This is a genomic window from Piscinibacter gummiphilus, from assembly GCF_032681285.1.
GTDB classification, from domain to species: domain Bacteria; phylum Pseudomonadota; class Gammaproteobacteria; order Burkholderiales; family Burkholderiaceae_C; genus Rhizobacter; species Rhizobacter gummiphilus_A.
In genome coordinates this window covers 598,326-622,439 of record NZ_CP136336.1, presented here as the reverse complement: position 1 = coordinate 622,439, position 24,114 = coordinate 598,326, and the positions used below count along the sequence as shown (strand labels likewise).

At 69.4% G+C, this 24,114-nt stretch carries 23 protein-coding genes; 17 read left to right on the top strand and 6 right to left on the bottom strand.

The features are described 5' to 3' along the window. Positions 1-62: 62 nt before the first annotated feature. From RXV79_RS03015 to RXV79_RS03000, 4 genes are all read left to right on the top strand, one after another. A complete protein-coding gene (locus RXV79_RS03015) occupies positions 63-1,223 on the top strand; it encodes an ABC transporter substrate-binding protein (protein ID WP_316701994.1) in 1,161 nt (386 codons plus the stop codon). A gap of 57 nt (positions 1,224-1,280) precedes the next feature. Then, positions 1,281-3,116, top strand: coding sequence for a tetratricopeptide repeat-containing diguanylate cyclase (locus tag RXV79_RS03010; protein WP_316701993.1), 1,836 nt, complete (start codon positions 1,281-1,283; stop codon positions 3,114-3,116). A 201-nt stretch (positions 3,117-3,317) separates the two neighbouring features. After that, positions 3,318-3,839: a hypothetical protein gene (locus RXV79_RS03005; protein ID WP_316701992.1), complete on the top strand. Its 522-nt coding sequence runs from the start codon at positions 3,318-3,320 to the stop codon at positions 3,837-3,839. A gap of 13 nt (positions 3,840-3,852) precedes the next feature. Further along, entirely contained in the window at positions 3,853-5,523 is a 1,671-nt protein-coding gene (locus RXV79_RS03000) for a GMC family oxidoreductase (RefSeq protein WP_316701991.1), read from the top strand. Between the two features lie 54 nt (positions 5,524-5,577). Here the strand turns inward: RXV79_RS03000 and RXV79_RS02995 are convergent, their stop codons facing one another. Beyond that, complete coding sequence (locus tag RXV79_RS02995) at positions 5,578-6,522, bottom strand: LysR family transcriptional regulator (protein WP_316701990.1); 945 nt, start codon at positions 6,520-6,522, stop codon at positions 5,578-5,580. A gap of 114 nt (positions 6,523-6,636) precedes the next feature. Here RXV79_RS02995 and RXV79_RS02990 point away from each other — a divergent pair, with 114 nt between their 5' ends. From RXV79_RS02990 to RXV79_RS02950, 9 genes are all read left to right on the top strand, one after another. Next, positions 6,637-7,251 carry a glutathione S-transferase family protein gene (locus RXV79_RS02990; protein WP_316701989.1) on the top strand — a complete coding sequence of 205 codons (615 nt, stop codon included), beginning with the start codon at positions 6,637-6,639 and terminating at the stop codon, positions 7,249-7,251. A gap of 1 nt (position 7,252) precedes the next feature. Next, a complete protein-coding gene (locus RXV79_RS02985; RefSeq protein WP_316701988.1) occupies positions 7,253-8,152 on the top strand; it encodes a pyridoxamine 5'-phosphate oxidase family protein in 900 nt (299 codons plus the stop codon). A gap of 77 nt (positions 8,153-8,229) precedes the next feature. Next, a complete protein-coding gene (locus RXV79_RS02980; protein ID WP_316701987.1) occupies positions 8,230-9,003 on the top strand; it encodes an SDR family oxidoreductase in 774 nt (257 codons plus the stop codon). A gap of 127 nt (positions 9,004-9,130) precedes the next feature. Continuing rightward, on the top strand, positions 9,131-10,372 hold the full coding sequence (locus RXV79_RS02975) for an acyl-CoA dehydrogenase family protein (protein WP_316701986.1): 1,242 nt from the start codon (positions 9,131-9,133) through the stop codon (positions 10,370-10,372). A gap of 29 nt (positions 10,373-10,401) precedes the next feature. Continuing rightward, a complete protein-coding gene (locus tag RXV79_RS02970) occupies positions 10,402-12,084 on the top strand; it encodes a long-chain fatty acid--CoA ligase (protein ID WP_316701985.1) in 1,683 nt (560 codons plus the stop codon). 30 nt (positions 12,085-12,114) lie between these two features. Then, positions 12,115-12,522, top strand: a complete 408-nt coding sequence (locus RXV79_RS02965; protein WP_316701984.1) for a hypothetical protein — start codon at positions 12,115-12,117, stop codon at positions 12,520-12,522. Between the two features lie 96 nt (positions 12,523-12,618). Next, positions 12,619-12,849, top strand: coding sequence for a hypothetical protein (locus RXV79_RS02960; protein WP_316701983.1), 231 nt, complete (start codon positions 12,619-12,621; stop codon positions 12,847-12,849). Between the two features lie 133 nt (positions 12,850-12,982). Further along, on the top strand, positions 12,983-14,284 hold the full coding sequence (locus RXV79_RS02955; RefSeq protein WP_316701982.1) for an MFS transporter: 1,302 nt from the start codon (positions 12,983-12,985) through the stop codon (positions 14,282-14,284). Beyond that, complete coding sequence (locus RXV79_RS02950; protein ID WP_316701981.1) at positions 14,281-14,964, top strand: SDR family oxidoreductase; 684 nt, start codon at positions 14,281-14,283, stop codon at positions 14,962-14,964. The genes RXV79_RS02955 and RXV79_RS02950 overlap by 4 nt, the downstream gene beginning before the upstream one ends. A 25-nt stretch (positions 14,965-14,989) precedes the next feature. Here the strand turns inward: RXV79_RS02950 and petA are convergent, their stop codons facing one another. From petA to RXV79_RS02935, 3 genes are all read right to left on the bottom strand, one after another. After that, positions 14,990-15,607, bottom strand: coding sequence for a ubiquinol-cytochrome c reductase iron-sulfur subunit (petA, locus tag RXV79_RS02945; RefSeq protein ID WP_316701980.1), 618 nt, complete (start codon positions 15,605-15,607; stop codon positions 14,990-14,992). A 12-nt stretch (positions 15,608-15,619) separates the two neighbouring features. Continuing rightward, positions 15,620-15,775 carry a DUF3149 domain-containing protein gene (locus RXV79_RS02940; protein WP_316701979.1) on the bottom strand — a complete coding sequence of 52 codons (156 nt, stop codon included), beginning with the start codon at positions 15,773-15,775 and terminating at the stop codon, positions 15,620-15,622. A 66-nt stretch (positions 15,776-15,841) separates the two neighbouring features. Continuing rightward, complete coding sequence (locus RXV79_RS02935; protein WP_316701978.1) at positions 15,842-17,524, bottom strand: MBL fold metallo-hydrolase; 1,683 nt, start codon at positions 17,522-17,524, stop codon at positions 15,842-15,844. 134 nt (positions 17,525-17,658) lie between these two features. Between RXV79_RS02935 and RXV79_RS02930 the strand changes: the two genes are divergently transcribed. Beyond that, complete coding sequence (locus RXV79_RS02930; protein ID WP_316701977.1) at positions 17,659-18,270, top strand: histidine phosphatase family protein; 612 nt, start codon at positions 17,659-17,661, stop codon at positions 18,268-18,270. 5 nt (positions 18,271-18,275) lie between these two features. Here RXV79_RS02930 and RXV79_RS02925 read toward each other — a convergent pair whose 3' ends face one another. Beyond that, positions 18,276-18,608, bottom strand: coding sequence for a 2Fe-2S iron-sulfur cluster-binding protein (locus RXV79_RS02925; RefSeq protein WP_413816660.1), 333 nt, complete (start codon positions 18,606-18,608; stop codon positions 18,276-18,278). A gap of 80 nt (positions 18,609-18,688) precedes the next feature. On the opposite strand from RXV79_RS02925, the gene RXV79_RS02920 reads away from it, so the two are divergent. The 3 genes from RXV79_RS02920 to RXV79_RS02910 are packed head-to-tail and all read left to right on the top strand — an operon-like array spanning position 18,689 to position 23,593. Then, on the top strand, positions 18,689-21,472 hold the full coding sequence (locus RXV79_RS02920) for a DUF3857 domain-containing protein (protein WP_316701975.1): 2,784 nt from the start codon (positions 18,689-18,691) through the stop codon (positions 21,470-21,472). 19 nt (positions 21,473-21,491) lie between these two features. Next, positions 21,492-22,631 (top strand): MGDG synthase family glycosyltransferase, encoded by a 1,140-nt coding sequence (locus RXV79_RS02915; RefSeq protein WP_316701972.1) that lies wholly within the window; start codon positions 21,492-21,494, stop codon positions 22,629-22,631. Then, a complete protein-coding gene (locus tag RXV79_RS02910; RefSeq protein ID WP_316701971.1) occupies positions 22,628-23,593 on the top strand; it encodes a phosphatase domain-containing protein in 966 nt (321 codons plus the stop codon). The genes RXV79_RS02915 and RXV79_RS02910 overlap by 4 nt, the downstream gene beginning before the upstream one ends. Positions 23,594-23,649: 56 nt before the next feature. Here RXV79_RS02910 and RXV79_RS02905 read toward each other — a convergent pair whose 3' ends face one another. After that, positions 23,650-24,099: a carboxymuconolactone decarboxylase family protein gene (locus RXV79_RS02905; protein WP_316701968.1), complete on the bottom strand. Its 450-nt coding sequence runs from the start codon at positions 24,097-24,099 to the stop codon at positions 23,650-23,652. Positions 24,100-24,114: the final 15 nt, after the last annotated feature.

The window sequence follows — 24,114 nt, the reverse complement described above, 5'->3', positions numbered from 1 at the left end:
CGCGTCTGAAAACGATTTCAAGAAGCCAGTGTCGCTGGCTTCCCTGCGAGGAGACATTTCCAATGCCCGCGTTCCATCGACGCCGTTTTGTCAGCACCACCCTGGCGGCGAGCGCCGCACTGGCCACACCGACCTGGCTGCGCGCGCAGCCCACGATCAAGATCGGCCTCACGCTGCCGCTGAGCGGAGCGCCGGCGGTGCGCAACGCCATCCAGGCCGGCGCGACCGCCGATGTGGGGCTCGACTTCCTCGCCGGCTTCCAGCAAGCGGTGGCGGCCGAGCGCCGCGGGCAGCCCATCGAGGTGATCGAACTCGACGACGCCTACAAGCCCGAGCAGGCGGCCGCCAACGTGGAGGCACTGGCCCGCCAGGATGTGGTCGCCATCAGCGGCCTCTGGTCCACCGCCCACGCACAGGCGGCCCTGCCGGTGGCGGCGCGCCTGCGCCTGCCCGTGGTTGGCATGCGCTCGAGCGCCGCCGAGCTGCGGCGCGGCGACAACCCCTGGGCCTTCCATCTCAAGGCGAGTGACGCCGACGAGCTGAGCGCCGTGCTCAAGACCTTCACCAACATGAGCTTGCCGCGTGTGGGCGTGCTCTATGTCGACGAGCCCGGCAACCGGGAGCTGCTCAAACACATGCAGGCCTCAGGCGCGAGCATCGCGCGCGCGATCGCGGTTGACCCCAGCAACGCCGACAAGCTCGCCGCCGCCGCGCGCGAAGTCGTCGCCACACCGGGGACGCAGAGCGTGCTGCTGCTCCTGCCGACCGAAGCGGTGGTCGACACCATGATGGAGCTGCGTGGCCGCGGCAACGCCTACATGGCGCCGGTGTGCACGCTGTCGCAGGTGATCAGCCGGCCCTTCGCCGAAAGCCGCGAGCGGGCCCTCAACGGCCTGGGGGTGGCCAGCCCGTTCAGCAACCCGGCCTTGTCGCGCACCGAGATCGCCGTGCGCTTCCGCGACGCGATGATCGACCGCGACCTCGACGCCCTCACCCGCTCGTTCAGCGCCTTCGAAGGCTTCGTCTACGGCAGCGTCATCACCCGCACGCTGGTGGAGATGAAGGCCAAGGCCTCGCCCACGCGCCCTGCCCTCGCCGCAGCCTTGCGCGGCAAGCAGATGAACCTTGGCGGCCTGCCGATCCGCTTCGATGAACGCCAGGTCGGCCACCAGTCGGTGCACCTGCTCTACAAGTACTCGGCCGAAGGCGCACTGAAAGCCTGACCCGCCCCGGCGGGGCCGGCCCGGGCGCGGGGAAGGAATGCAGCGAAAATCGCGCGCATGCCGCAGCCGCCCGAGCACCCGCCCGCCTCGCCCGCCCTGGCGACCGCGCGCCGCGCATGGAAGCTGCTGTACCAGGACTCCACCCGCTGCATCGCCCTCGCCGACCAGGCACTGGCCCGGGCGCTCGAAGACCGCGACACGCTGGCCGAGGGCTGGGCCCGCCTCGTGCGTGGGCTGCACCTCATCTGGTACTCCACGCCGCAGACCGCCGCCCATGAGCTGGGCCAGGCCGAGGCCTGCTTCGCCGCGCTGGGCAACCGCCCCGGCCATCTGCTCGCCGAAGTCGGCATTGCCCGCTGCCTGTGGCGCGATGCGAAGTACCAGGAGTCGCTGGAGCGCATCCTCCCGCTGCGCGCCGAAGGCCTGCAGGTGCTCAAGCGCGACGAGCTGGGCATGCTGCTCAACGTGATCGCCGGCTGTTACTCGTCGCTCGGCGAATCGGAGCAGGCCTTCGCCTACATGTACCAGGCCTTGCACGAGGCCAAGCCCACACGCAGCAACGGCTTCGAGGTGGTGCTGTACTGCAACCTCGCGCACGAGCTGATCCAGCTCGGCGACTTCCACCAGGCGCTTGCCTACGTGGAGCAAGGCATCGCCCGCAGCCACCAGCTGCGCAACCCGCGCCTGCTGAGCGTGCTGCTCATCAACCGCATCATCTGCCTGATGGGCCTGGACCGCGCGCCCGAAGCGCTGCCCGACGTGAAGCAGCTGCTCGATCTGCCCGCCGACGAGACCGGCCGCGGCCCGACCAACGCGCACTTCGAGACGATGGCCCTCGCGGCCCTGCGCGCCGGAGACCCGACGCTGGGCCGCGAGCTCGCGGCGCGTGCCCGTGGCAACTGCCCCGAGGTCGACGTACCCGACGAGGCGCTCACGCTGGTGGTGGCCGAAGCCGAGGTGCTGCGCGCCGACGCGAAACTTGCCGAAGCCGCACAGCACCTGCAGCGTGCCGAATCCATGCTGCACGCGGCCGACGCCGGGCTGAGCCTGCGCGTGCGCTGCCTCTACCACGCGGCCCTGGCCGACGCCTGCCAGCAGCTCGGCGAGCCCGATCGCGCGCTGGCCGCGCTTCGCGAGTGGCAGCGCTGCCACGTGGCGCGCGGCCACCAGGCCTCGCGGGCGCGCTACCAGGCAGCGTCGCTGCAGACCGAGCTGCGCCGCCTGCAGCAGCACCTCGACGAGACCGAAGCGCGCCGCCGTGCCACCGAGAAGGCCCGCGCCGAGCTGGAAGCGATCAACCAGCAGCTCTCGCAAAAGATCGACGAGGTGGAGGCGCTCAAGTCGCGCCTGGAACGGCAGGCGACACGCGATTTCCTCACCGGCCTCTTCAACCGCCGGCACTTGAACGACGTGATGCCGCAGATGCTGGCCTTCGCGCAGCGGGAAGGCCAGCCGCTGGCCGTGGCCATCATCGACCTCGACCACTTCAAGTCCGTCAACGACCGCCACGGCCACGTGGCCGGTGACACCCTGCTGGCGGCCTTCGGCGCATTGCTGAACGAGAACACCCGCCAGAGCGATGTCGCCTTTCGCTTCGGCGGCGAAGAGTTCTGCCTGCTGATGCCGGGCAGCTCTGCCGAGCTGGCGCAGCGCAAGGTGCTCAAGCTGCTGCAGGCCTGGCGGCGCCGCGCCTTCCACTTCGAGACCGGGTCGCTCGCGGCCAACACCTTCTCGGCCGGCGTGGCCGACTCCTCCAGCGAAGCCGAATCGGTGGAGAGCCTGCTCAAGGTGGCCGACGACCGCCTGCTCGAGGCCAAGCGCAACGGGCGCAACCAGGTGCAGAGCCAGACCACGCCCGACGCCGCGCCGCAGCCCAATGTGAGCGTCGGCTAACGCCTTTCCCAAGCCACCCGCAGACGGCGCACGGCAGCCCCTCTTGCAATTTAGACACGTGTCTTTTAAGACATATGTCTTATTTCCGCCTCATTCCTGCCCTGGTCTGGCGTTTTCCCTCACTGTTCTGTCACTTTTTTGGCTCACATTTGCACGAGCGTGCAGTTACTGGACGCGTGACCACCAAGGAGAGAACAAGCCATGATGAACCGAAGAGATCTGTTGGCCACAGGTGTGGCCGGCAGCACAGCGCTTGCGCTGGGAGGGGGCGCGGCCCTGAACCCCGCCCAAGCGCAAGTTGTTCCGCCTGTTTCGGCGCTCGATGCAGCGTCGCTCGCCATCGTGCGTGTCTGGGTGCCGGTGATCCTGGGCAACAGCGCCTTGCCGACCGACCCGACTGCCCGCACCGCCGCGATCGACCTGTGCGCGCAGCGCGCCGGCGAAATCGTCAGCAACTACCCCCCGCTCAACCAGGCCGGCATCGTCGGCCTGTTCAACACCTTGAAGGGCGGCCCGCAGATCTTCAATGCCGCCTTCCCGGCCACCTGGGAAGCCATGCCCGCCACGCTGCTGGCGGCCTTGCTCGACGGCCTGCGCGTGAGCCAGGTCGCCAGCCAACGTTCGATCTTCAGCGCGTTCATGGGCCTGATCCCCAACGCGTTCTATTCGAACCCCATCAACTGGCCCGCCATTGGTTATGCCGGCCCCCCGAAATTCAACTGAGAGGCACGCCAACATGCCCATTCCTCAAGTCATTCCCATCCCGACCAAGAAACCCACCGACCCGTGGGTCGTCGGCAAGCGCGCCGGCTGGAAGATCATCGACGCCTCCACCCTGACCGCTGACCGATCGGTGACCTTCGACGTCGCCATCATCGGCACCGGTGCCGGCGGTGGCCTCACCGCCGAAATGCTCGCCGCCAGCGGCCTCAAGGTCGTGCTGATCGAAGAGGGCCCGCTGAAGTCGTCGAGCGACTTCAACATGAAGGAGTCCGAGGCCTACCCCGCGATGTACCAGGAAAACCTGGCCCGTCGCACGATCGACGGTGGCGTCGGCATCCTGCAAGGTCGCACCGTCGGTGGCGGCACCACCGTCAACTGGGCCACCAGTTTCCGCACGGCCCCGCAGGTGCTCGAACACTGGCAGCGCGTGTATGGCCTGACCGAGTACACCAAGGCCAAGATGGACCCGTGGTTCGCGGCCGTTGAAAAGCGCCTGGGCATCAAGCCCTGGACCGGCGCGATCAACGCCAACAACGGCATCCTGTCGACCGGCCTGTCGCGGCTGGGCCTGTCGTGGGGCATCATTTCGCCCAACGTGAAGGGCTGCGCCGCACTCGGCTACTGCGGCCTGGGTTGCCCGATCAACGCCAAGCAGTCGATGCTGGTGACCTCGCTGCCCGTCGCGATGGCGCGAGGCGCCACGCTCTACACGCGCCTGCGTGCCCAGAACTACACCTTCAACACCGCCAAGACGGCCATCACCGGCATCGTCTGCGACGCACTCGACCCGTCGGGCCTGCGTCCGAGCGGCCGCAAGGTCACGATCAAGGCGCGCCACTACGTTCAGGCCACCAGCGCCATCAACGGCCCCGCGCTGCTGATGCGCTCGGGCGCGCCCGATCCGCACGGCACCCTGGGCAAGCGCACCTTCCTGCATCCGAGCGCTTCGGTGGGTGGCTTCTACAACAACGACATCGCCGCGCACTCCGGCCTGCCGCAGTCCGTCTACTCCGACCACTATCTCGACAACGTGCCCCTCACCGGCACGCCGGGCTACAAGTTGGAAGTGGCGCCGCTGCACCCGGTGCTGGTGGCCGGTGGCCCGACCTACTTCGGCGAGCAGCACGCTTCGCTGATGAAGAACTTCAACAAGTACGGCGTCACGATCTCCTTCGTGCGCGACGGCTTCATGTCGGAAAGCGTCGGCGGTTCCGTGGTCCTGCGTGCCGATGGCTCGCCGGGCCTGGACTACCCGCTCAGCGCCACCGTGCTGGAGTCGATCCGCCAGTCGATCAAGTCGCAGGGCGCCGTGCACTTCGCGGCCGGGGCACAGCGCGTCTTCATCGGCCACATCGACGCCGCGACCCAGGGCTACACCGACAACGCCTCGTTCCAGGCCGCTGCGGATGCGCTGCCGATGGTCAGCGGCCGCGTGCGCCTGAACTCGGCACACCAGATGGGCGGCTGCGGCATGTCGGCCGACCCAACCAAGGGCGTGGTCAACGGCAACGGCCGCCACCACCAGATCACCAACCTGTCGGTGCACGACGCGTCGGTCTTCCCGACCAGCCTTGGCCTCAACCCGCAAGAAACCATCTGGGGCATCACGGCACGCAACACCGCCAAGCTGGCGCTGGACATCTACGGCATCCGCAACTGCACGGTGACGGCGCCCGCGGACTGATCCTGCCTTCGGTTCAACTTGAAGCCCGGGCTTGCCCCGGGCTTTTTTTCGCCCTCACGGCAGCGCCGGCCACTGCAGCGAGCCGTTGAGCACCGGCTCGGCCCGCAGCCGCTCGGCCGCGTAGTCGACGAAGGCCCGCACCTTCGCCGCCGCACGGCGGCCTTCGGCATAAACCAGTTGCACGGGGATCGGCGGCGGCTCGTGGTCGGCCATCACGATGTGCAAACGCCCCGCCAGCACCGGCTCGGCCACCTGGTACGACAGCGCGCGCACCAGGCCCTGGTTCGCGAGCGCGCCGGCGATGGACGCATCGCCCGCGTTCGTCACGTGGCGCAAGCGCGGGTGCGCGACCACACCCTCGCTGCGAGCCCCGGCGCCCGGCGGGTAGAAGACCCACGGCGCACTCACCGAGCCATGCTGCGAGAAGCCGATGCCGCGGTGCTGCAAGAAGTCGGCCGGCGTGCGCGGCACGCCATGCTCGGCCAGGTATTGCGGCGACGCCACCACCACACGCCGCACCTCGCCGACCCGCACCGCGACCAGGCCCGAGTCGGGCAGGTGGGCAATGCGCAGCGCCACGTCCATTCCCTCGTCGAGCAGGTGCACGATCTGGTCGGTGTAGAAGCTGCGCGCGCTGACCTGCGGATGCAGCCCAAGGAAGTCTTGCAGCACCGGCGCCACGTGCAGGCGGCCGAAGATCACCGGCGCCGTGATCGAGAGCAGGCCCTGCGGCACCACGTGGGCCCCGCTGGCGGACGACTCCGCCTCGTCGATCTCGGACAGGATGCGTTTGCAGTCGGCGTGGAAGCGCGCTCCCGCCTCGGTGAGCGCCACCTGCCGCGTGCTGCGGCGCAGGAGCTGCGTGCCGATGCGCGCTTCGAGCGCCGCCACCGCGCGGGTCACCGCGGGCGCCGACACGCCGAGCTGGCGCGCGGCCGGCGCAAAACCTTTTGCGTCGGCCACGGCGACGAAGATGCGCATGCCTTCGAGCTTGTCCATCGCTCTCTTTCGTTGATTCACCTCTGGGCGCGGAATTATCAAATGCGCGACACGGTGATTCCGCGCCGGCCTCGGCACGCTCACCATGCGAGGCATCCAACACGAGGAGCCTGCATGACACCAATCCACCTCTACCAACACCCGCTCTCGGGCCACGCCCACCGCGTGAAGCTCTTGCTCTCGATGCTCGATCTGCCGTTCGAAGAACAGCTGATCGACGTCAGCAAGGGCGAGCAGCGCCACCCCGAGTTCCTCGCGCTCAACCCCTTCGGCCAGGTGCCGGTGATCCAGGACGGCGACATCACGCTCGCCGACAGCAACGCCATCCTCACCTACCTCGCACTGCGCTACGACGACAGCGGCCGCTGGCTGCCGCGCGACCCCGTTGGCGCGGCGCGCGTGCAACGCTGGCTGTCCGTTGCGGCCGGGCAGCTCGTCAACGGGCCCGGCAACGCGCGCATCGCCGTGCTCTTCGGCCGACCGCGTGACGAGCGCTGCGGCGAGATCGCGGCCCAGCTCTTCCAGCGCATGGAGGCGCACCTCGCCACCTCACCCTACCTCGCCGCCGAGCACCCCACCATCGCCGACCTCGCCCTCTACAGCTACACCTCGCACGCCCCCGAAGGCGGCGTGTCGCTCGAACCGTATCCGCAGCTGCGGGCCTGGCTGGCGCGCATCGAGGCGCTGCCCGGGTATGTGTCGATGGTGCGGCAGAAAGCGCTGGCCTGAGATGCGCCACGCAGGCGAAACCACGGTGCAGCGCCGCCTGGGCGTCGACGAGCGCATGGGCGAGGTGATGGAGCAGGTGGTGCGCACCTGGATGCCCGAGCAGCACCGCGAGCTCTTCGGCAAGCTGCCCACGCTGCTGGTGGGCAGCCTCGATGCCCACGGGCGGCCCTGGGCCTCGATGCTGCATGGCGCGCCGGGCTTCATCCGCGCACCGGACGAGCGCCACCTGCACATCGCGGCGCGCCCGTCTCCCGACGACCCGTGGCAGCCTGCGCTCGACACACCCATCGGGCTCCTCGGCCTGGAGCCGCACACACGTCGCCGCAACCGCATGAACGGCAGCGTGGTCGCGCTCGACGCCGACGGCTTCACCATCGAGGTCGACCAGAGCTTCGGCAACTGCCCGAAATACATCCAGGCGCGCACCCCGTACACGGTGCACCGCACCCCGGCCGCGCCGCGCGCGGAGGGCCCGCTGCTCGGCGACACCGCGCTCGAACTCGTGCGCCACGCCGACACGCTCTTCATCGCCACGGCCTCGCACACGCCGCGTGCACATGCCGGTGCCGAGGGCGTGGACGTTTCGCACCGCGGCGGCCCGCCCGGCTTCGTGCACGTCGGCACGCACGAAGGCCGCACCGTGCTCACGATCCCCGACTACCCCGGCAACCGCTTCTTCAACACGCTCGGCAACCTCGTGGTGAACCCACGCGCCGGCCTGCTCTTCGTCGACTACCACGCGGGCCATCTGCTGCAGCTCACGGGAGACGCACACCTGCTGTGGGAAGGCGAGTTGCGCGCGATCCGCATCACCGTGCAAAACGGCTGGTGGCGCGCGCACGCACTCCCGCTGCGCTGGTCGCCACCCGAGCCCGCACCGCAATTCACCGGCGAGGGTTGACACCGAAGCGACTGACCTTGCGCGCGGGACTGGCTAGTCTTGCCGGCTTCCATCCCACAGCCCAGGAGACCGCGCGCATGAACACCACCCAACTCTTCTCGCTGAAGGGCCGCACCGCCCTCATCACCGGCGGCTCGCGCGGCATCGGCCGCATGATCGCGGAAGGCTTCCTGTCGCAAGGCGCGAAGGTCTACATCTCGGCGCGCAAGGCCGAGGCCTGCGACGCCACTGCGAAGGACCTCTCGGCGCTCGGCACCTGCGTCTCGCTGCCAGCCGACGTGTCGGGCATGGCCGGCATCCAGGGCCTGGTCGCCGCCTACAGCCAGCACGAAAGCCAGCTCGACATCCTCGTCAACAACGCGGGTGCGGCGTGGGGCGCCGATTTCGACGAGTTCCCGGAAAGCGGCTGGGACAAGGTCGTCAACCTCAACATGAAGTCGCCCTTCTTCCTCACGCAGGCCCTGAAGCCACTGCTCGCCAAGGGCGCGACGGCCGAGAAGCCCTCGAAGGTGATCAACGTGGCCTCGATCGACGGCATCGCCGTGAACCCGCTGGAGACATATTCGTATGCCGCGAGCAAGGCCGGTCTGATCCACCTGACCAAGCGCATGGCCACGCACCTGATCCAGCACCACATCGTCACCACCGCCATCGCTCCGGGCGCGTTCGCATCCGAGATGAACCGCGCGGCACGCGACCATGAAGAGGCGGTGGCCGCCCGCATTCCGGCCAAGCGCATCGGCAGCGATGAAGACATGGCGGGCGCCGCGATCTTCCTGGCCTCGCGTGCGGGTGACTACGTGCTGGGGCACACGCTGGTGGTCGACGGCGGGGTGGTTCTCGGCCGTTGATCCGAGGGGCAGAACGGGAAAGATCTCCGTCCCGGTATGGCGTAGTTCCCAGGTGAGAACCCTGGCTTGCAGAAAAACAAGTATGTTCGTAGGCTAGGGTCATACCGACGACAAAAGGAGACCCTGGATGAACTTCGCCCCCACCCCGAAGATGCTCGAATGGCAAGAGCGGCTCATGAAATTCGTGACCGAGAACGTCGTTCCGGCCGAGCCGCTCTTCCGCAAGGAAATGGAAGCCAACCGTGCCAAGGGCAACCAGTGGAACCCGACGCACGAGGTGATGGATGGGCTGAAGGCCAAGGCCCGTGCGGCGGGCCTGTGGAACATGTTCCTGCCCGCGTCACAGCACGGCGCAGGCCTCACGAACCTCGAGTACGCGCCCCTGTGCGAGATCATGGGCCGCTATCCGCTCACCAGCGAAGCGATGAACTGCTCCGCACCCGACACCGGCAACATGGAGCTGCTCGAGCGCTACGGCACGCCCGAGCACAAGGAAAAGTGGCTCAAGCCGCTGTTGGCCGGCGAGATCCGCTCGGGCTTCGCGATGACCGAGCCCGACGTGCCGTCGAGTGACGCCACGCAGATCCAGTCGCGCATCGTGCGCGACGGTGACCACTACGTCATCAACGGCCGCAAGTGGTGGACCTCCGGCGCGCCCGATCCGCGCTGCAAGGTGCTGATCTTCATGGGCAAGACCGGCACGGTCGACGACCCGAGCCCGCACAAGCAGCAGTCGATGATCATCGTGCCGATGGACACGCCGGGCGTGAAGGTCGAGCGATGGCTGTCGGTGTACGGCTACGACCACGCGCCGCACGGCCACGCCGAGATCAGCTTCACCAACGTGCGTGTGCCGGCCGACCATTTGCTGCTCGGCGAAGGCCGCGGCTTCGAGATCGCGCAGGGCCGCCTCGGCCCGGGCCGCATCCACCACTGCATGCGCCTGATCGGCGGCGCCGAGCGCGCGCTCGAACTCATGTGCAAGCGCGCGCTGGTGCGCAAGCCCTTCGGCAAGCTGCTGTCGGACCAGGGCGTGTGGCGCGAGCGCATTGCCCACTCGCGCATCCTCATCGACCAGGCCCGCCTGCTCACGATGAACGCCGCCTTCGCGATGGACACCAAGGGCAACAAGGGCGCGAAGAACGAGATCGCGATGATCAAGGTCGTCGCGCCGCAGATGGCCTGCCAGGTGATCGACTGGGCGATCCAGATCCATGGTGGCGCCGGGGTCTCGCAAGACACGCCGCTCGCCGCGGCCTACACCAGCGCACGCACCATCCGCTTCGCCGACGGGCCCGACGAGGTGCACCTCAACGCCATCGGCAAGTCGGAACTTGCCAAGTACATGGCACCCAAAGTAAAAGCCTGACCACCTAGCCGAACCCGAGGCGCTGCACCATGTCCGACCGTCATTTCGCTTTCTGGCCCGAGCACGCGCCTCGCCATCTCTACGTGCCCGAGACCAACCTCTACTTCAACGTGGAGGTCTCGGCGGCGCGCTTTCCGAAGAAGCCTTTCTTCATCTTCTACGACACGCCCTTCACCTTCTCGCAGTTCAAGCAGGAAACGGAAACGCTCGCGGCGTATCTCGAGCAGGTGTGCGGCGTGAAGAAGGGAGACCGCGTGCTGCTCTACACGCAGAACAGCCCGCAGTTCATGATCGGCTACTACGCCATCCTCCGTGCCAACGCGGTGGTGGTGCCGGTCAACCCGATGAACCTCACGGGTGAGCTCAAGCACTACGTGAGCGATGCCGACGCCAAGGTGGCGATCACCACGCAGGAGCTCTACCCGCGCCTCAAGCCGCTGCTGCAACCGGGCGGCGACGAGCACACGCTGGAGCACGTGATCGTCGGCACCTACAGCGACTACCTGCGCGAGAAGACAACGCTCGCCCTACCGGACTTCGTGGCCGCACCGCGTGTGCCCATCGCCGACAAGGGCGTGACGCTGTGGGTCGATGCCTTGGCCAAGGGTTTGAAGCCCGGCCCGCTCACGACCGGCCCCGATGACCTGTGCGTGATGCCCTACACCTCGGGCACCACCGGTCACCCCAAGGGCTGCATGCACACGCACCGCACCGCGATGTACAACACCGTGTCGGGTGGCGTGTGGGGCCAGACCAACCAGGGCACGGTGTCGATGGCGGTGCTGCCGCTTTTCCACGTGACTGGCATGCAGGGCAACATGAACGCGGTGATCTACGGCGGCTCCACCGTCGTGCTGCTGCCGCGCTGGGACCGCGACGCCGCGGCCGAGTGCATTCAGCGCTACCGCGTCACAGGCCTTGGCCTCATCACCGCGATGGTGGTCGACTTCGTCTCCAACCCCAAGCTCGACAGCTACGACTTGAGCAGCCTGCGCAAGATCGGCGGCGGCGGTGCCGCCATGCCCAAGGCGGTGGCCGACATCCTGGAGAACAAGCTCGGCCTCAAATACGGCGAGGGCTACGGCATGTCGGAAACGCTGGCGGCGACCCACATGAACCCGCCCGACCGATCGAAGAAGCAGTGCCTGGGCATCCCCGCTTTCGACGTCGACGCGCGTGTGGTCGACCCCACCACCTTCCAGGAACTGCCCCCTGGCGAGACGGGCGAGATCATCGTCAGCGGCCCGCAGGTCATGCTCGGCTACTGGAAGAACCCCGACGCCACCCGCGATTCGTTCATCGAGCTCGACGGCAAGCGTTTCCTGCGCACCGGCGACCTGGGCCAGACCGACGAGGAGGGCTACTTCTTCTTCGTCGACCGCCTGAAGCGCATGATCAACGCGAGCGGCTTCAAGGTCTGGCCGGCCGAGGTGGAAGCGCTGCTGTACCAGCACCCCGCCATTCAAGAGGCCTGCATTATCGCGGCGAAAGACGCGAAGCGCGGCGAGACGGTCAAGGCCTTCATCGTGCTCAAGCCCGGCTTCAAGGGCCAGGTCACCGAAGACGAGATCGTCAAGTGGGGCCACGACAACATGGCTGCCTACAAGAGCCCGCGCATCGTGGAATTCGTCGATGCGCTGCCCAAATCGGGCACGGGCAAGGTGCAGTGGCGCGAGCTGCAGGAACGCGAGAACGCCAAGACGGCCACCTGACCAAGCCGGGCCGGCTATGCTCCGGCCCCCATGAACCGTTTCGACCCCAAGGCGATCATCATCGCCATGCTGCTCTCGCTTGCCCTCGACGTGGTGGGCGGCGTGGCGCTCGTGGCCGGCTTCGGCGTGCAGGTCACTGCGCAGATGACGCCGGAAGAGACGCAAGCCGCCATCGAGGCCGTCACCGCGACCGACGGCTTCATGTTCGCCTCGCTGCTCTACGGCACAGCCACCACCGTCTTCGGCGGATTCGTCGCGGCACGGGTGGCGCGCAGCCACCCCTACTTCAACGCGCTGGCGGTCGGCCTGGTGGGCTTGGTGCTCGGGCTCGTGATGGGTGGCGAAGCGCCGTTCTGGTTCGAGGCCCTGGCCTTCCTGGTGAGCGTGCCCGCCGCACTGGCGGGTGGCCACCTCGCCCTGCGCCGGCCAACACGCTGACGCGCAACCAATGAAACACAGCGGCCCCGGCGCTGAAACACCCGGTTGACAGCGGCCTGCGACAGTGGCGACACACCATCGCCAGCGAGTTGCCCCATGAGCGACCTCTTCCTGCCCCGCGAGCTGTTCGAGGCTTCCGCCTCCGGCCCCCGCCCCGCCACGCCTGCCACGCCCGCCGCAGCCCCGCGGCGCGGCACGGTGCAGTTCACCAGCGGCGCCGATGTGGCGGCCGACCTGATGCAGGCCATGAACACCGTGCCCGAGCCCCGCTTCGTGGAGCGCCGCCGCAAGCCACGCACCGGCAAGCCGTTCGACGTCACACGCTGAAGTCACGCGCCGAACCGAGGCGCCACGGCCACGCCTGACGCGGCCTCGCCACACGCGGCCGCCGGGCCGCATCGCACCCGATGCGTTGTCACGCATCCCCCGGCACACTCGGGCTCCCACCACTGGAGCCCCCATGGCCTTCTTTCCCCAAGATGCCCTCAACGACGGCGTGCGCAAGCGCGAGGTCTTCGGCTGGGCGATGTACGACTTCGCCAACTCGGGCTACACGACCGTCGTGCTGACGGCCGTCTTCAACGCCTACTTCGTCGGCGTGGTGGCCAATGGTGCGCCCTGGGGCACGCTCGCCTGGACGCTGGCACTCGCCGCCTCCAGCGTGATCGTGATGCTGGTGATGCCGGCGCTCGGTGCCTACGCCGACCTGCGGGCCAACAAGAAGAAGCTGCTGGCCGTCACCACCGTGCTGTGCGTGGCCTCGACCGCGATGCTCGCGTTCTCCGACCGCGGCGACGTGGCCTGGGCGGTGGCGGCGGTGGTGCTGTCGAACACCTTCTTCTCGTTCGGCGAAGCGCTCACCGCGGCCTTCCTGCCCGAACTCGCGCGCCGCGAGGCGATGGGCCGGGTGTCGGGCTGGGGCTGGAGCTTCGGCTACTTCGGCGGCATGTTGTCGCTGGGCCTGAGCCTCGCCTATGTGCTCGCGGCACAGGCACGCGGCGAGCCGGCCACCTCGTTCGTGCCGGTCACGATGCTCATCACCTCCGGCGTCTACGGCGTGGCGTCTCTGGCCACCTTCGCACTGCTGCGCGAGCGGGCGGTGCCGCAGCCACAGGTGGCGCACACGGCGGGCATCACCGCCTCGCTGCAGCGCCTGGCCGCCACCATCCGGCGCGCCCGCCTGTACCGCGATTTCTCCTGGCTGCTCGTCTGCGCCGTGTGCTACCAGGCCGGCATCGCAGTGGTGATCGCACTCGCCGCGGTGTACGCCGAGCAGGTGCTCGGCTTCAAGCAGGCGCAAACCATGATGCTGGTCTTCCTCGTCAACATCGCCGCCGCACTCGGCGCCTTCGGTTTCGGCTACTGGCAAGACCGCATCGGCCACAAGCGCGCACTCGCCGTCACGCTGGTGGGCTGGGTCGTGATGACGGTGCTTGCCATCGTGGCCACGACACCCGGCCCGTTCTGGGTGGCCGCGGTGATCGCGGGCCTGTGCATGGGCTCCAGCCAGTCGGCCGGCCGTGCCATCGCCGGGCTCTTCGCCCCCGAGGCGCAGCGCGCCGAGTTCTACGGGCTGTGGACCTTCGCCGTGCGCCTGGCGGCCATCCTCGGGCCGGTGACCTACGGCCTGGTGACGGTGGCCACCGCCGGCAACCACCGGCTGGCCATCCTGTCGACCGCGCTCTTCTTCATCGGCGGGCTCTTGCTGCTGCTGCCCGTCAACGTGGAACGCGGCGCAGCCGCCGCGCGCGAGGCCTCATGAGCGGGCCACTGCTCGGCGGCAAGCGCATCCTCGTGACCCACGCCGATGGGTTCATGGGGCCGACGCTGTGCGACGTGTTTCGGGCGCACGGCGCCACGGTGATCGAAAGCGTCGACCCGCTGCGCGCCCCGCAGGCGCCGGCCGCCGTCGTGGCCGCAGCCGGCGAGCTCGACGTGCTGCTCGTCAACCTCGCCCACCCCGCCCCCAGCACCGCGGCCAAGGACGTGGCCGACAACGAATGGCGCGACACCTTCGCCGCGCTCGTCGACCCGCTGCCGCGCCTGGTGCGCGCGGTGCTGCCGCAGATGATCGCGCGGCGGGCCGGCAAGGTGCTCGTGATGGGCAGTTCATCTGCCCTGCGTGGCATGAAGCGCACGTCGACCTACAGCGCTGCGCGCGGCGCGCAGCTCGCCTACGTGCAAGCGGTGGGTGTGGAAGTGGCCCCGCACAACGTGCAGGTCAACGCGATCGCACAGAACTTCGTCGAGAACCCGACTTACTTTCCGCCCGAGGTGCAGGCCGACCCGCGCTTTCAGGAGCGCCTGAAACGCGAGGTGCCGCTCGGCCGGCTGGTCAGCGCGCGCGAAGACGCCGAGTTCGCGGCCTACCTGTGTAGCGACGCGGCCAACTGCTTCGTGGGGCAGGTGTTCCCCGTGTGCGGGGGCTGGGTGCAGCGTTGAGGCGCGTTAAAGGCGTTAACGCCGTTTACGCCGTCTCGTCGCCGATCACCAGCCGCGTGTCGCTGGCAAAGCGATACGGCGGAATCTCGAGGTTCGTGGGCGCCGGCTTGTTCTTGAACACTCTGCCGGCACCGTCGAAGGTCGAGCCGTGGCAAGGGCAGAAGAAGCCGCCCGGCCAGTCGGCGGGCAGACTGGGGTTGGCCGACCCCTGCGGCACCGCCGTGGGCGAACAGCCCAGGTGCGTGCAGATGCCCACCGCCACGAAGACCTCGGGCCTCACGGCACGCACCGGGTTACGCGCGAGCTTGGGCTGCTGGTCGCGCAGCGATGCGGGGTCGGCCAGCTCGGCATCGTGGCCCTGCAGCGCCGCGATCATCTGCGGCGTGCGCCGCACCACCCACACGGGCTTGCCACGCCATTCGACCGTTTTCATGCCACCGGGCGGGATGTCGGCGAGGTCGACCTCCACCGGCCCGCCTGCGGCCTTGGCACGCTCGCTGGGCGCGAGCGACGACACGAAGGGCACGGCGGCAGCCACCGCGGCCACACCGCCGGCTGCCGCGGTGGTGACGATCCACTGCCGGCGTTCTGCATCGTCAGGCGACAGCTCGGCGGCCGCGCCTGCAAAGCTGGGCGTCATCATGCGGCGACCTCCTCAGCGGCGGGGAAGCGAATCCGCCTTGCGAGCGTCTTCCTCGATGTGGCGCACGAAGTAGCGCACGAAGAACACGGCCATGCCCATCATGAAGGTGAGGCCGGCCAGGCTCATCAGGCCGACATCGGAAGTGAAGAGATCCTTCAGCGCATGCACGTCAAACTCCTGTCGTGGTGACAGGCACATTGGGCGCGCCACCGGCCAGGCTGTCTTTGCCTTTTCTCAAGCCTCGGCCGCGAGCGACCACACGCCCGCGCACTCACCGGCACGGCCATCGCTGCGCAGCTTGCCCAGGTGCGCCAGCAGCGAGCGCGCCGCCACCGGCAGCATGCGCGGGTCGACGTCGTCGTACGCATGCGGCAGCAGCTGCTCCAGCGTGGCCGGCCCGTGCGCGCGCAAGGCCGCCACGACCTTCGCTTCACGCTTGAGCCGGTGCTCGATCACCGCCTGCACCGCCTGGTGGGGCTGCGCCATCAGGAAGCCGTGGCCCGGGGCGAGCCACTCGATGTCTTCGTCGAGCAGGGAGCGCAGGGTGTGCAGATAGGCGGCCATGTCGCCGTCGGGCGGGTTGATGACGACCGTGCTGGCCTGCATCAGGTGGTCGCCGGTGAAGAGGGTCTTCTCTTCTTCGAGCAGGTAGCAGAGGTGGTTGGACGCATGGCCCGGCGTGTGCAGCACGCGCAGCGTCACGCCGGGGGCGATGGCGAGGCGCTCGCCGTGTTCGAGCACGCGGTCGGGTGCGAACGTGCCGTCCTGCTTGTGCGGGTGCAGCGCCACACGGCCCATCACCGGCGCGTGCGTGTGCTGCTTGAGCGACACCGCGGCGGGCGAGTGATCGTGGTGGGTGTGCGTGGCGAGGATGAATCGGATGGGCCCCGGCGCCGCGCGCAGGATCGCTTCCACGTGCTCGGGCAGATCGGGGCCGGGGTCGATTACGGCCCACTCGTTGTGCGCACCGCCGCCCACCAGGTAGGTGTTGGTGCCGGGGCCGGTCATCACGCTCGGGTTGGGCGCGGTCACGCGGATCACGTGCGGCGACAGCTTCACCGCCCGCCCCGGCACGATCTCGTAAGACGCGGTGCCGTGGCCCAGCGGGTCGATGCGGCCCATCTCGGCCCAGGCGTACTCGTGCGGCATCACCGGGCGCAGGCCCTGGCTGCCGGCGCCGATGCGCGGGTTGATGAGGCTCACGGTGCGCGGGCCCCGGGCATACGCCATGAGCGCCGCGGTGGTCTCGAACGCGCCGAGCGCGGTGAGCGTGGCGCGGGTCGGGCCCATGAGCTTGAGCGAGTCGCTCCGGGCGAGTGCGTCGGCCGGGCGCAGCCAGTGCATGCCGACCATCTCGCTGCCATCGTGCAGGGCGGTCTGGCCGGCGGGCGCCACGGCCACGAAGAAGCGCGTGTCGTAGCGCTTGGCGCGGCCGAGCGGCGTGAGCCAGTGGCTGAAGTAGGCGAGCTCGTCGACCGCGAGCCGGAAGCCTTCGGCGGCGCAGAACTCGCCGAGCGTGCGCTCGCCGCGGTTGAGCGGGTCGCGCCAAGGCACCAGGTGCTGCACGTCGCCCACGAGCTCGCTTCCGCGGCGCGCGAAGAGCAGGCCGCATTCTTCGAAGCACTCGCGGATGGCGGTGATGGCGTAGTCGAGCCCGCCTTCGGTCAGCGCCAGCTGGGCGCTCAGGGCCGCGTCGTCGGGGCCGTCGCAGAGGCCGCGCCACTGCGCATCGGTCTTGTCGACCGTGCCGCCCGGGAAGACCCAGGCGCCGCTGTTGTGATCGCCGCGTTCGGCGCGGCACAGCAGCAGCACTTCGAGGCCGCCGAGGGTGTCGCGCACCACCACCAGCGTGGCGGCGGCGCGCGGCGGTTTGCCGGCTGAACTGTGGTCGAGGGGAGCGACGTCGGGGGAGGTCATGGCAGCACTGTGAGCCTGGAGGATCGCGCTGCACAGTCTCGCATTCCCGCGCCATTCACGTGCGTCGCCAAGGTGGCTGCACGGGTTTCGCGAGTGTGCGCAGAATCGGGCCTCCCGAGCTGCAGCAGACCCCCATGTCCATCATCCTCGTTCGCCACGGCGAAACGCCGCTCAACGTGGCGCGCACCCTGCAGCCCGCCGAGACGCCCCTCAGCGAGACCGGCCTCAAGCAGGCCCAGGCGGTGGCACAGCGGCTCGCCGGCCTGAAGATCGCCGCCATCCTGACGAGCGACCTGCCGCGCGCCCTGCAGACGGCGCAGGCCATCGCCGCCGCCACCGGCGCGCCCGTCACGACCACGCCGCTGCTGCACGAGCGCAATTTCGGCGCGCTCCGCGGCCAGCCCTACGACAGCCTGCCCTACAACCCGCTGACCATGACCGAAGCGCCCCCCGGTGGCGAATCGGTGGCGGCCTTCCAGCAGCGCGTGGCGCAGGCCTTCGCGCAGATGGTCGAGCTGCGCGGCCGCGTCGACGGCCACCTCGCCGTCGTCACCCACGGCCTCGTGATCCGCGCGCTGCTCGCGCAGCACCTGCCGCTCGGCACCGACGCGATGCCGCTGCGCGTGGGCAACACCTCGGTCACGATCTGCGGCGCCACACCGCCGCATGCGCTGGAGCTGGTCGACTGCACGCGCCACCTCGACGCGCAGATCGCGCACGACGCGAAGAGCCTCTCGGGCGGTTGAGCGGCTCAGGGCGCGGCTTTCGCCCGCGGCGCGTCGAGTTCCACGTCGCTCTCGGCCTCGGCCACGCAGGGCAGGACCCAGCCTTCCCGTTTCTCGTCGGCGCTGAGGCCGGGCCACGCAATGGTGTGACGCACCTGCCCCTGGCCGACGCGGCAGCGGCACTCGCGGCAGGTGCCGTTGCGGCATGCGCTCGGCATCAGCACGCCCTGCCGGCGGGCCGCCGCCAGCAGCGTCTCGCCAGGCACGGCTTCGAAATGCAGGCCGGTGCCCAAGATCGTCACGCGAAACGCCACGACACCCCCGAACGTGCGAGCCCGCGACCCAGATGCGCTCCCCATAATGGCCGCAGCCCCGAGGTTTGCCCATGCCACCACGCCCACACGCTGCACACATTCCGCTTCTTCGTCACCTCGCCATCATGGCACTGAGCCTGGCCGCAACGCTGCTGCCCGCCACCGCCTCGGCGCAATCGCCCACCTCCAGCAAGGCCCCGGCGCGCAGCGGTGCGGGCTACAAGATCGAGCGCACACCGGCCTGGGTGAAGCCGATCAAGCCTTCCGCCGCAGCGGCCGCGCCGACCACCACCTCGCCTGGCTACCGCATCACGCTGATGGACTACCAGACGCAGCTCACCGCCGACGGCGGCGAGCATGCCTACACCCACACGCGCCTGGCCATCAGCGACTCGGCGGGCGTGCAGGCGGTGTCGAAGGTCCAGGTCTACTTCAACCCCGCCTTCCAGACCGTCTCGCTGCACGAAGCGGTGGTGCTGCGCAACGGCGCGCGGCTCGACCGCCTGAAAGACGCCCGCATCGAGCTGCTGCGGCGCGAGGAAGGCCTGGAGCGCATGACGCTCACCGGCGTGCAGACCCTGCTGGTGCTGCTCAACGACGTGCGCGTGGGCGATGCGGTCGAAGTGGCCTACACCGTGCACGGCACCAACCCCATCTACAAGGGCCACTACGCCGACACCTTCCAGCTCGGCCACCCGGCCGCCGTCGACGAGCTCCAGGTGCGCCTCGAAGCCCCCGCTGGCCGCACGCTGCACACGCGTGGCATCCGCAGCGATGCGACCTTCGAGCGCAGCACGCAGGGTGGGCGCCAGGTGCTCACGCTCACCCGCCGCAACATCCCGCCCGTCATCGCCGAGGAACAGACGCCGCCGTGGTTCAAGGTCTACCCCGCGCTGCACGTGAGCGACTACGCCGACTGGCAGCAGGTCGCCGCCTGGGCCGAAGACCTCTTCGCCACCCCGGGCGACCTTGGCGCCGAGCTGCAGGGCCGCATCGAGGCCTGGCGCGCCAAGGGCCTGCCGCGCGAGCGCCTCGCCTCCGAGGTGATCGAGTTCGTGCAAGACGAAGTGCGCTACTTCAGCGTGAGCCTGGGCGAAAGCTCGCACCGCCCGAAGCCGCCTGCACGCACGCTCGCCGAGCGCCTGGGCGATTGCAAGGACAAGACCGCGCTGCTCAACGCCATCCTGCAGCGCCTGGGCTTCGAAGCCAGGCCGGTGCTGATCTCGGTGGGCCGCAACCGCGGCGTCGCCGACTACCTGCCCGCGCACGACCAGTTCGACCACGTCATCACGCAGCTCACGCTCGACGGCACCGTCTACTGGATCGACCCCACCATGCAGAAGCAAGGGCGGCAGCTGCAGACGCGCGGTGTTGCGTCCTACGGCATGGGGCTGGTGGTGAGCCCGAGCACCACCGGGCTCGTGAGGGTGGGCCCCGGCCCCTCGCAGGCCTACACCCTCGAGTGGGATTCGGTGTGGGATGCCTCCGACCTCAAGCGCACGCCCACCTTCACCACCACCCTGCGCGCTCGCGGGCTCGCGGCCGAGGGCTGGCGGGCCGGCGTGGAGGCGGGTGGCGCCGAGCGGCTGGCCGGTGCCATCGCCGGCGCATATGCGCGCATGCTGCCGGGGCTGAAGGCGGTGGGCTCGCCCACGGTGCGCGACAACCGCGACACCAACATCTTCCAGCTGGAGCTGAAGTACGAAGCCCCGGGCCTCGGCCAGTACGACCGCGGGGCGCTCGCCGTCGAGCTGCCGGCGCTCGAGCTGCTCGACAGCCTGGTCGGCCCGCGCGAGCTGCGGCGCGAGATGCCCTTCCTCGTCGACCAGCCGGTGCAGGTGCGGCAGCGCCTGCGCGCGATCGCACCGCAGCGCTTCACGGCACCTCCACCGCCGCCTTCGGAAGTGGTCGACAAGCACTTCCGCGTGGCCAGCCGCTACGAGGTCAACGGCAACAGCTTCGACTACCTGCTGACCTACGAGCGCCGCAGCGACGAGGTGCAGCCGGCCGACCTGAACGGCTTTCGCGAGAAGCTGCAGACCGCGCGCCGGCTCGGCGGCGTGAGCGTGCGCCTGCCGCTCCTGAGCATGGAACCGCTGCGCGCGCAGTTCGACGAGATCGACCGCCGCGTGACCCAGAAGCTTGGCCGCCAGGCCGACACGCTGCGCGAGCTGGTCGTGCGCCAGGAAGTGGAGCGGCTCTTCGCCAGCGAGCTGCTGCGCCAGGTGGGCGACAGCGGCCCGCTGGTGGGCCAGCTGCTCGAGCGCCGCGCCATCGCCAACAGCAACCTCGCCGACCACGACGCCACGCTCGCCGACGCCGACCGTGCGCTCGCGAGCGCCCCCGAGGCGCGCTACTCGCACTACACCCGCGGCCTCGCGCTCATGTCGCTCGGCCGCGGCGGCGAGGCCCTGAGCGCCATGCAGCAGTTCACCAACCCCAACAACCGCGCCGCGCTGGCGATGGGCCTCGGCAACGCGCAGTACTACCAGGGCGAGCTCGCCGACGCGGAGCGCAACTTCAACCAGGCGGTGCAGGAGTCCTCGGGCAACGACCGGGTGTTCGCCTTGTCGTGGCTCTACATCGCGTCGCAGAAGGCCGGCGGCAAAGGCCGCTCGGTGGTGCTGCCGCACCTGCCCGACGTGAGCCGCGGCAGCTGGCCCGGCGTGCTGGTGCACTACCTCGCCGGCGAGGCCTCGCAAGACGAGGTGATCGAGCGCGCGAAGGAAAACAAGTCGATGGAGCGCCTCAACCTGAGCGAGGCCTACTTCTACATGGGCCAGCAGCTGCTGCTCGCGGGCAAGACGTCGGAAGCCAAGCGCATGTTCCGCCGCACCGTCGACCTGCAGGCCACGCCCTACCGCGAGTTCGCGTTCGCCGAACTCGAACTCAAGCGCAGCGAGCCCTGACCCGCCACAAGCTTTCACGATGAACGACCTCACCCCCGCGCCGCTGCTGCTGCTCCACGCCACCGCCGGTGCCGGCCACACCCGTGCGGCGCAGGCCGTCTCGGCCGCGCTGCGCCAGCTCGGTGCCCCCGCGCACCACACGGTCGACACGCTCGCCTGCACCAGCAGCCTCTTCCGCAAGCTCTACGCGCAGGCCTACATCGACCTCGTGCAGCGTGCGCCCGAGCTGTGGGGGCACCTCTACGACCGCTACGACGTGGTGAAGCCACCGCGCAGCAAGACCACCCGCGCGCGCTTGGCCTTCGACAAGGCCAACAGCACCCGCTTCAAGGACCTGCTGGCCGCCACGCAGCCGCGCGCCATCCTGTGCACGCATTTCCTGCCGATGGCGCTGCTGTCGGACCTGAAAGGCCGCGGCAAGCTCGCGACCCCGGTGCACGCCGTGGTGACCGACGTGAGCCCGCATGCCTTCTGGGTCTACCCGCACATCGACCACTACCACGTGGCCACCGAGGTGGGTGCGCGCGAGCTGCAACGCAAGGGCATCGCGGCCGAACGCATCAGCGTGAGCGGCATTCCCATCGACCCGGTGTTCGCCGAGCGCACGCCCGCCGCGGCAATGCGCGCCACGCTCGGCCTGCCCGAGCGGCCCACCGTGCTGCTGCTCTCGGGCGGCTTCGGCGTGGGGCCGCTGGTGGCCATGCTCGACTCGTTTGCCGGTGACGACTGTGGCCTGAGTCTGGTGGTCGTGGCCGGGCGCAACGCCGAACTCGAAGCCGCCTGCCGCGAGCGGGCCAAGACCTTGAAGCTGCCCGTCACCGTGCACGGCTTCGTCACCAACATCCACCAGCTGATGGACGCGGCCGACCTCGTGGTCACCAAGCCCGGCGGCCTCACCACCAACGAAGTGCTGGCCAAGGGCAAGCCGATGGCGCTCGTCGCGCCCATCCCCGGCCAGGAGCAGCGCAATTGCGACTACCTGCTCGAAGAAGGCGCGGCCGTGCGGCTGCACGACGAGCCCGATGCCGCCTGGCACCTCGCGCGCTGGCTCGGCGATGCCAAGCGCATGGCCGACATGCGCGCCAACGCCGAGCGCATCGCCCGCCCGCAGGCGGCAATCGACGTGGCACGCCGGCTGGTCGCGGCTCTCGGCGCATGACGCTCAGCCGACGCCGCCTCTGCCTCGCGCCGCTGATCGCGCTCGGCCTGCCTTGGGCCGCGCAGGCAGACGACGACCCGCTGCACAACATCGTCGACGACGCCTGGGCCACCACCCAGGGTGTGGTGTTCTCGGGCCGCCTGGTCGAGAAGCGCCGCGGCCCCCGGGCCGACAGCGGCGTGCGCAGCAGCCTCTACCGCAACAGCCGGCTGCTCTTCACCGGCGGCGAAGAGGGCTCGGTGCGCTGGACGGTGGGCGGCCTGCGCTGGCAGACACGCGCCGACGACCAGGGCTACTGGGAGCTGCGCGCGAGCCAGCCGCTGCTGCCGGGTTCACCGGCGCCGGGCTGGCACCGCATCGACAGCGAGCCCGCGCCCAGCAGCGCGGCCCACCTGCTGGTGCACGACCCGGCCAACACCGTGGGCGTGATCTCCGACCTCGACGACACCCTGCTCGTGAGCGAGGTCAACCAGACCACGCGCCTGCTGCGCAACAGCCTCACCGTGCCGCCCGAGGCACGCGAGCCGGTGGGCGGCATGGCCGCACTGCTCACCGCGTGGACCAAGCGCAACCCGCGCCCCGAGGCCACGCCGGTGTTCTACATCTCGGCCTCGCCGCGCCAGCTCACCGACAGCGTGCGCCGCTTCCTGCGCCAACACGGTTTCCCGCAAGGCGTGCTGCAGCTGAAGGAAGTGAGCGCCGCCAGCACCGACCCGCTCGCCGACCAGCAGGCCTACAAGGTGCGGCGCGCGAGCGCCATCTTCGAGGCCTTCCCGCAGACCCGCTTCGCCCTGCTGGGCGACGACGGGGAGCGCGACCCCGAGAGTTATGCGGAGCTGCAGGCGCGCTTCGGTGCGCGAGTCCTGGGCGTGTGGATCCGGCGGGTGCACCCCGACCCGAAGCGGGCGCGGCTCCCGGGGCAGCGCGACATGGCGGAACTGCTGGCGAGCGGGCCGCCGTAGAGAGCCGCTTTGCAGTGGTGACGGTCGATCGCAAGCAGCGCGCGGCCATCCACTCTTCACGCCTTGGCGCGCGGCTTCATGCGAAAACTGATGCCCATGCGATTGATGGCATTCATCGCGGCAATCGTGAGCGTCAGCTCCACCAGATCCTTCTCGCCGAACACGGCCAATGCGGCCGCATATGCGTCATCGGAGGCGTGGGTCTGGCTCACGAGCGTCACCTCCTCCGACCACGCCAGCGCGGCGCGCTCCTGCTCGGAGAAGAGGTATTCAGCTTCGCGCCACACGGGAACGAGCACCACCTTCTCGACCGACATGCCTTCGGCGATCAGGTCTCGGGTGTGGATGTCGATGCAATGTGCGCAGCCGTTGATCTGCGACACGCGCAGGAAGACCAGGTGCGTCAGCAAGCTCGGAAGGCCGGTGCTCTTGGTGACGAAGTGGTGCAGCGCCCCGACAGCCTTGGCGCCCTCAGGCGATGCTTGGAACCAAACAGCGCGATTCATGAATCAGCTTCCTTC

What these genes read in the sequence shown, in the direction of transcription:
- RXV79_RS02995 (WP_316701990.1), bottom strand. Translation starts at nt 6,522, where the DNA reads ATGGACAAGCTCGAAGGCATGCGCATCTTCGTCGCCGTGGCCGACGCA.
- RXV79_RS02930 (WP_316701977.1), top strand. Translation starts at nt 17,659, where the DNA reads ATGTCCATCATCCTCGTTCGCCACGGCGAAACGCCGCTCAACGTGGCG.
- RXV79_RS02955 (WP_316701982.1), top strand. Translation starts at nt 12,983, where the DNA reads ATGGCCTTCTTTCCCCAAGATGCCCTCAACGACGGCGTGCGCAAGCGC.
- RXV79_RS02950 (WP_316701981.1), top strand. Translation starts at nt 14,281, where the DNA reads ATGAGCGGGCCACTGCTCGGCGGCAAGCGCATCCTCGTGACCCACGCC.
- RXV79_RS02965 (WP_316701984.1), top strand. Translation starts at nt 12,115, where the DNA reads ATGAACCGTTTCGACCCCAAGGCGATCATCATCGCCATGCTGCTCTCG.
- RXV79_RS02935 (WP_316701978.1), bottom strand. Translation starts at nt 17,524, where the DNA reads ATGACCTCCCCCGACGTCGCTCCCCTCGACCACAGTTCAGCCGGCAAA.
- RXV79_RS02980 (WP_316701987.1), top strand. Translation starts at nt 8,230, where the DNA reads ATGAACACCACCCAACTCTTCTCGCTGAAGGGCCGCACCGCCCTCATC.
- RXV79_RS02910 (WP_316701971.1), top strand. Translation starts at nt 22,628, where the DNA reads ATGACGCTCAGCCGACGCCGCCTCTGCCTCGCGCCGCTGATCGCGCTC.
- RXV79_RS02970 (WP_316701985.1), top strand. Translation starts at nt 10,402, where the DNA reads ATGTCCGACCGTCATTTCGCTTTCTGGCCCGAGCACGCGCCTCGCCAT.
- RXV79_RS02985 (WP_316701988.1), top strand. Translation starts at nt 7,253, where the DNA reads ATGCGCCACGCAGGCGAAACCACGGTGCAGCGCCGCCTGGGCGTCGAC.
- petA (WP_316701980.1), bottom strand. Translation starts at nt 15,607, where the DNA reads ATGATGACGCCCAGCTTTGCAGGCGCGGCCGCCGAGCTGTCGCCTGAC.
- RXV79_RS02915 (WP_316701972.1), top strand. Translation starts at nt 21,492, where the DNA reads ATGAACGACCTCACCCCCGCGCCGCTGCTGCTGCTCCACGCCACCGCC.
- RXV79_RS02960 (WP_316701983.1), top strand. Translation starts at nt 12,619, where the DNA reads ATGAGCGACCTCTTCCTGCCCCGCGAGCTGTTCGAGGCTTCCGCCTCC.
- RXV79_RS02975 (WP_316701986.1), top strand. Translation starts at nt 9,131, where the DNA reads ATGAACTTCGCCCCCACCCCGAAGATGCTCGAATGGCAAGAGCGGCTC.
- RXV79_RS02925 (WP_413816660.1), bottom strand. Translation starts at nt 18,608, where the DNA reads ATGGGGAGCGCATCTGGGTCGCGGGCTCGCACGTTCGGGGGTGTCGTG.
- RXV79_RS02920 (WP_316701975.1), top strand. Translation starts at nt 18,689, where the DNA reads ATGGCACTGAGCCTGGCCGCAACGCTGCTGCCCGCCACCGCCTCGGCG.
- RXV79_RS03000 (WP_316701991.1), top strand. Translation starts at nt 3,853, where the DNA reads ATGCCCATTCCTCAAGTCATTCCCATCCCGACCAAGAAACCCACCGAC.
- RXV79_RS02990 (WP_316701989.1), top strand. Translation starts at nt 6,637, where the DNA reads ATGACACCAATCCACCTCTACCAACACCCGCTCTCGGGCCACGCCCAC.
- RXV79_RS03010 (WP_316701993.1), top strand. Translation starts at nt 1,281, where the DNA reads ATGCCGCAGCCGCCCGAGCACCCGCCCGCCTCGCCCGCCCTGGCGACC.
- RXV79_RS03005 (WP_316701992.1), top strand. Translation starts at nt 3,318, where the DNA reads ATGATGAACCGAAGAGATCTGTTGGCCACAGGTGTGGCCGGCAGCACA.
- RXV79_RS02905 (WP_316701968.1), bottom strand. Translation starts at nt 24,099, where the DNA reads ATGAATCGCGCTGTTTGGTTCCAAGCATCGCCTGAGGGCGCCAAGGCT.
- RXV79_RS03015 (WP_316701994.1), top strand. Translation starts at nt 63, where the DNA reads ATGCCCGCGTTCCATCGACGCCGTTTTGTCAGCACCACCCTGGCGGCG.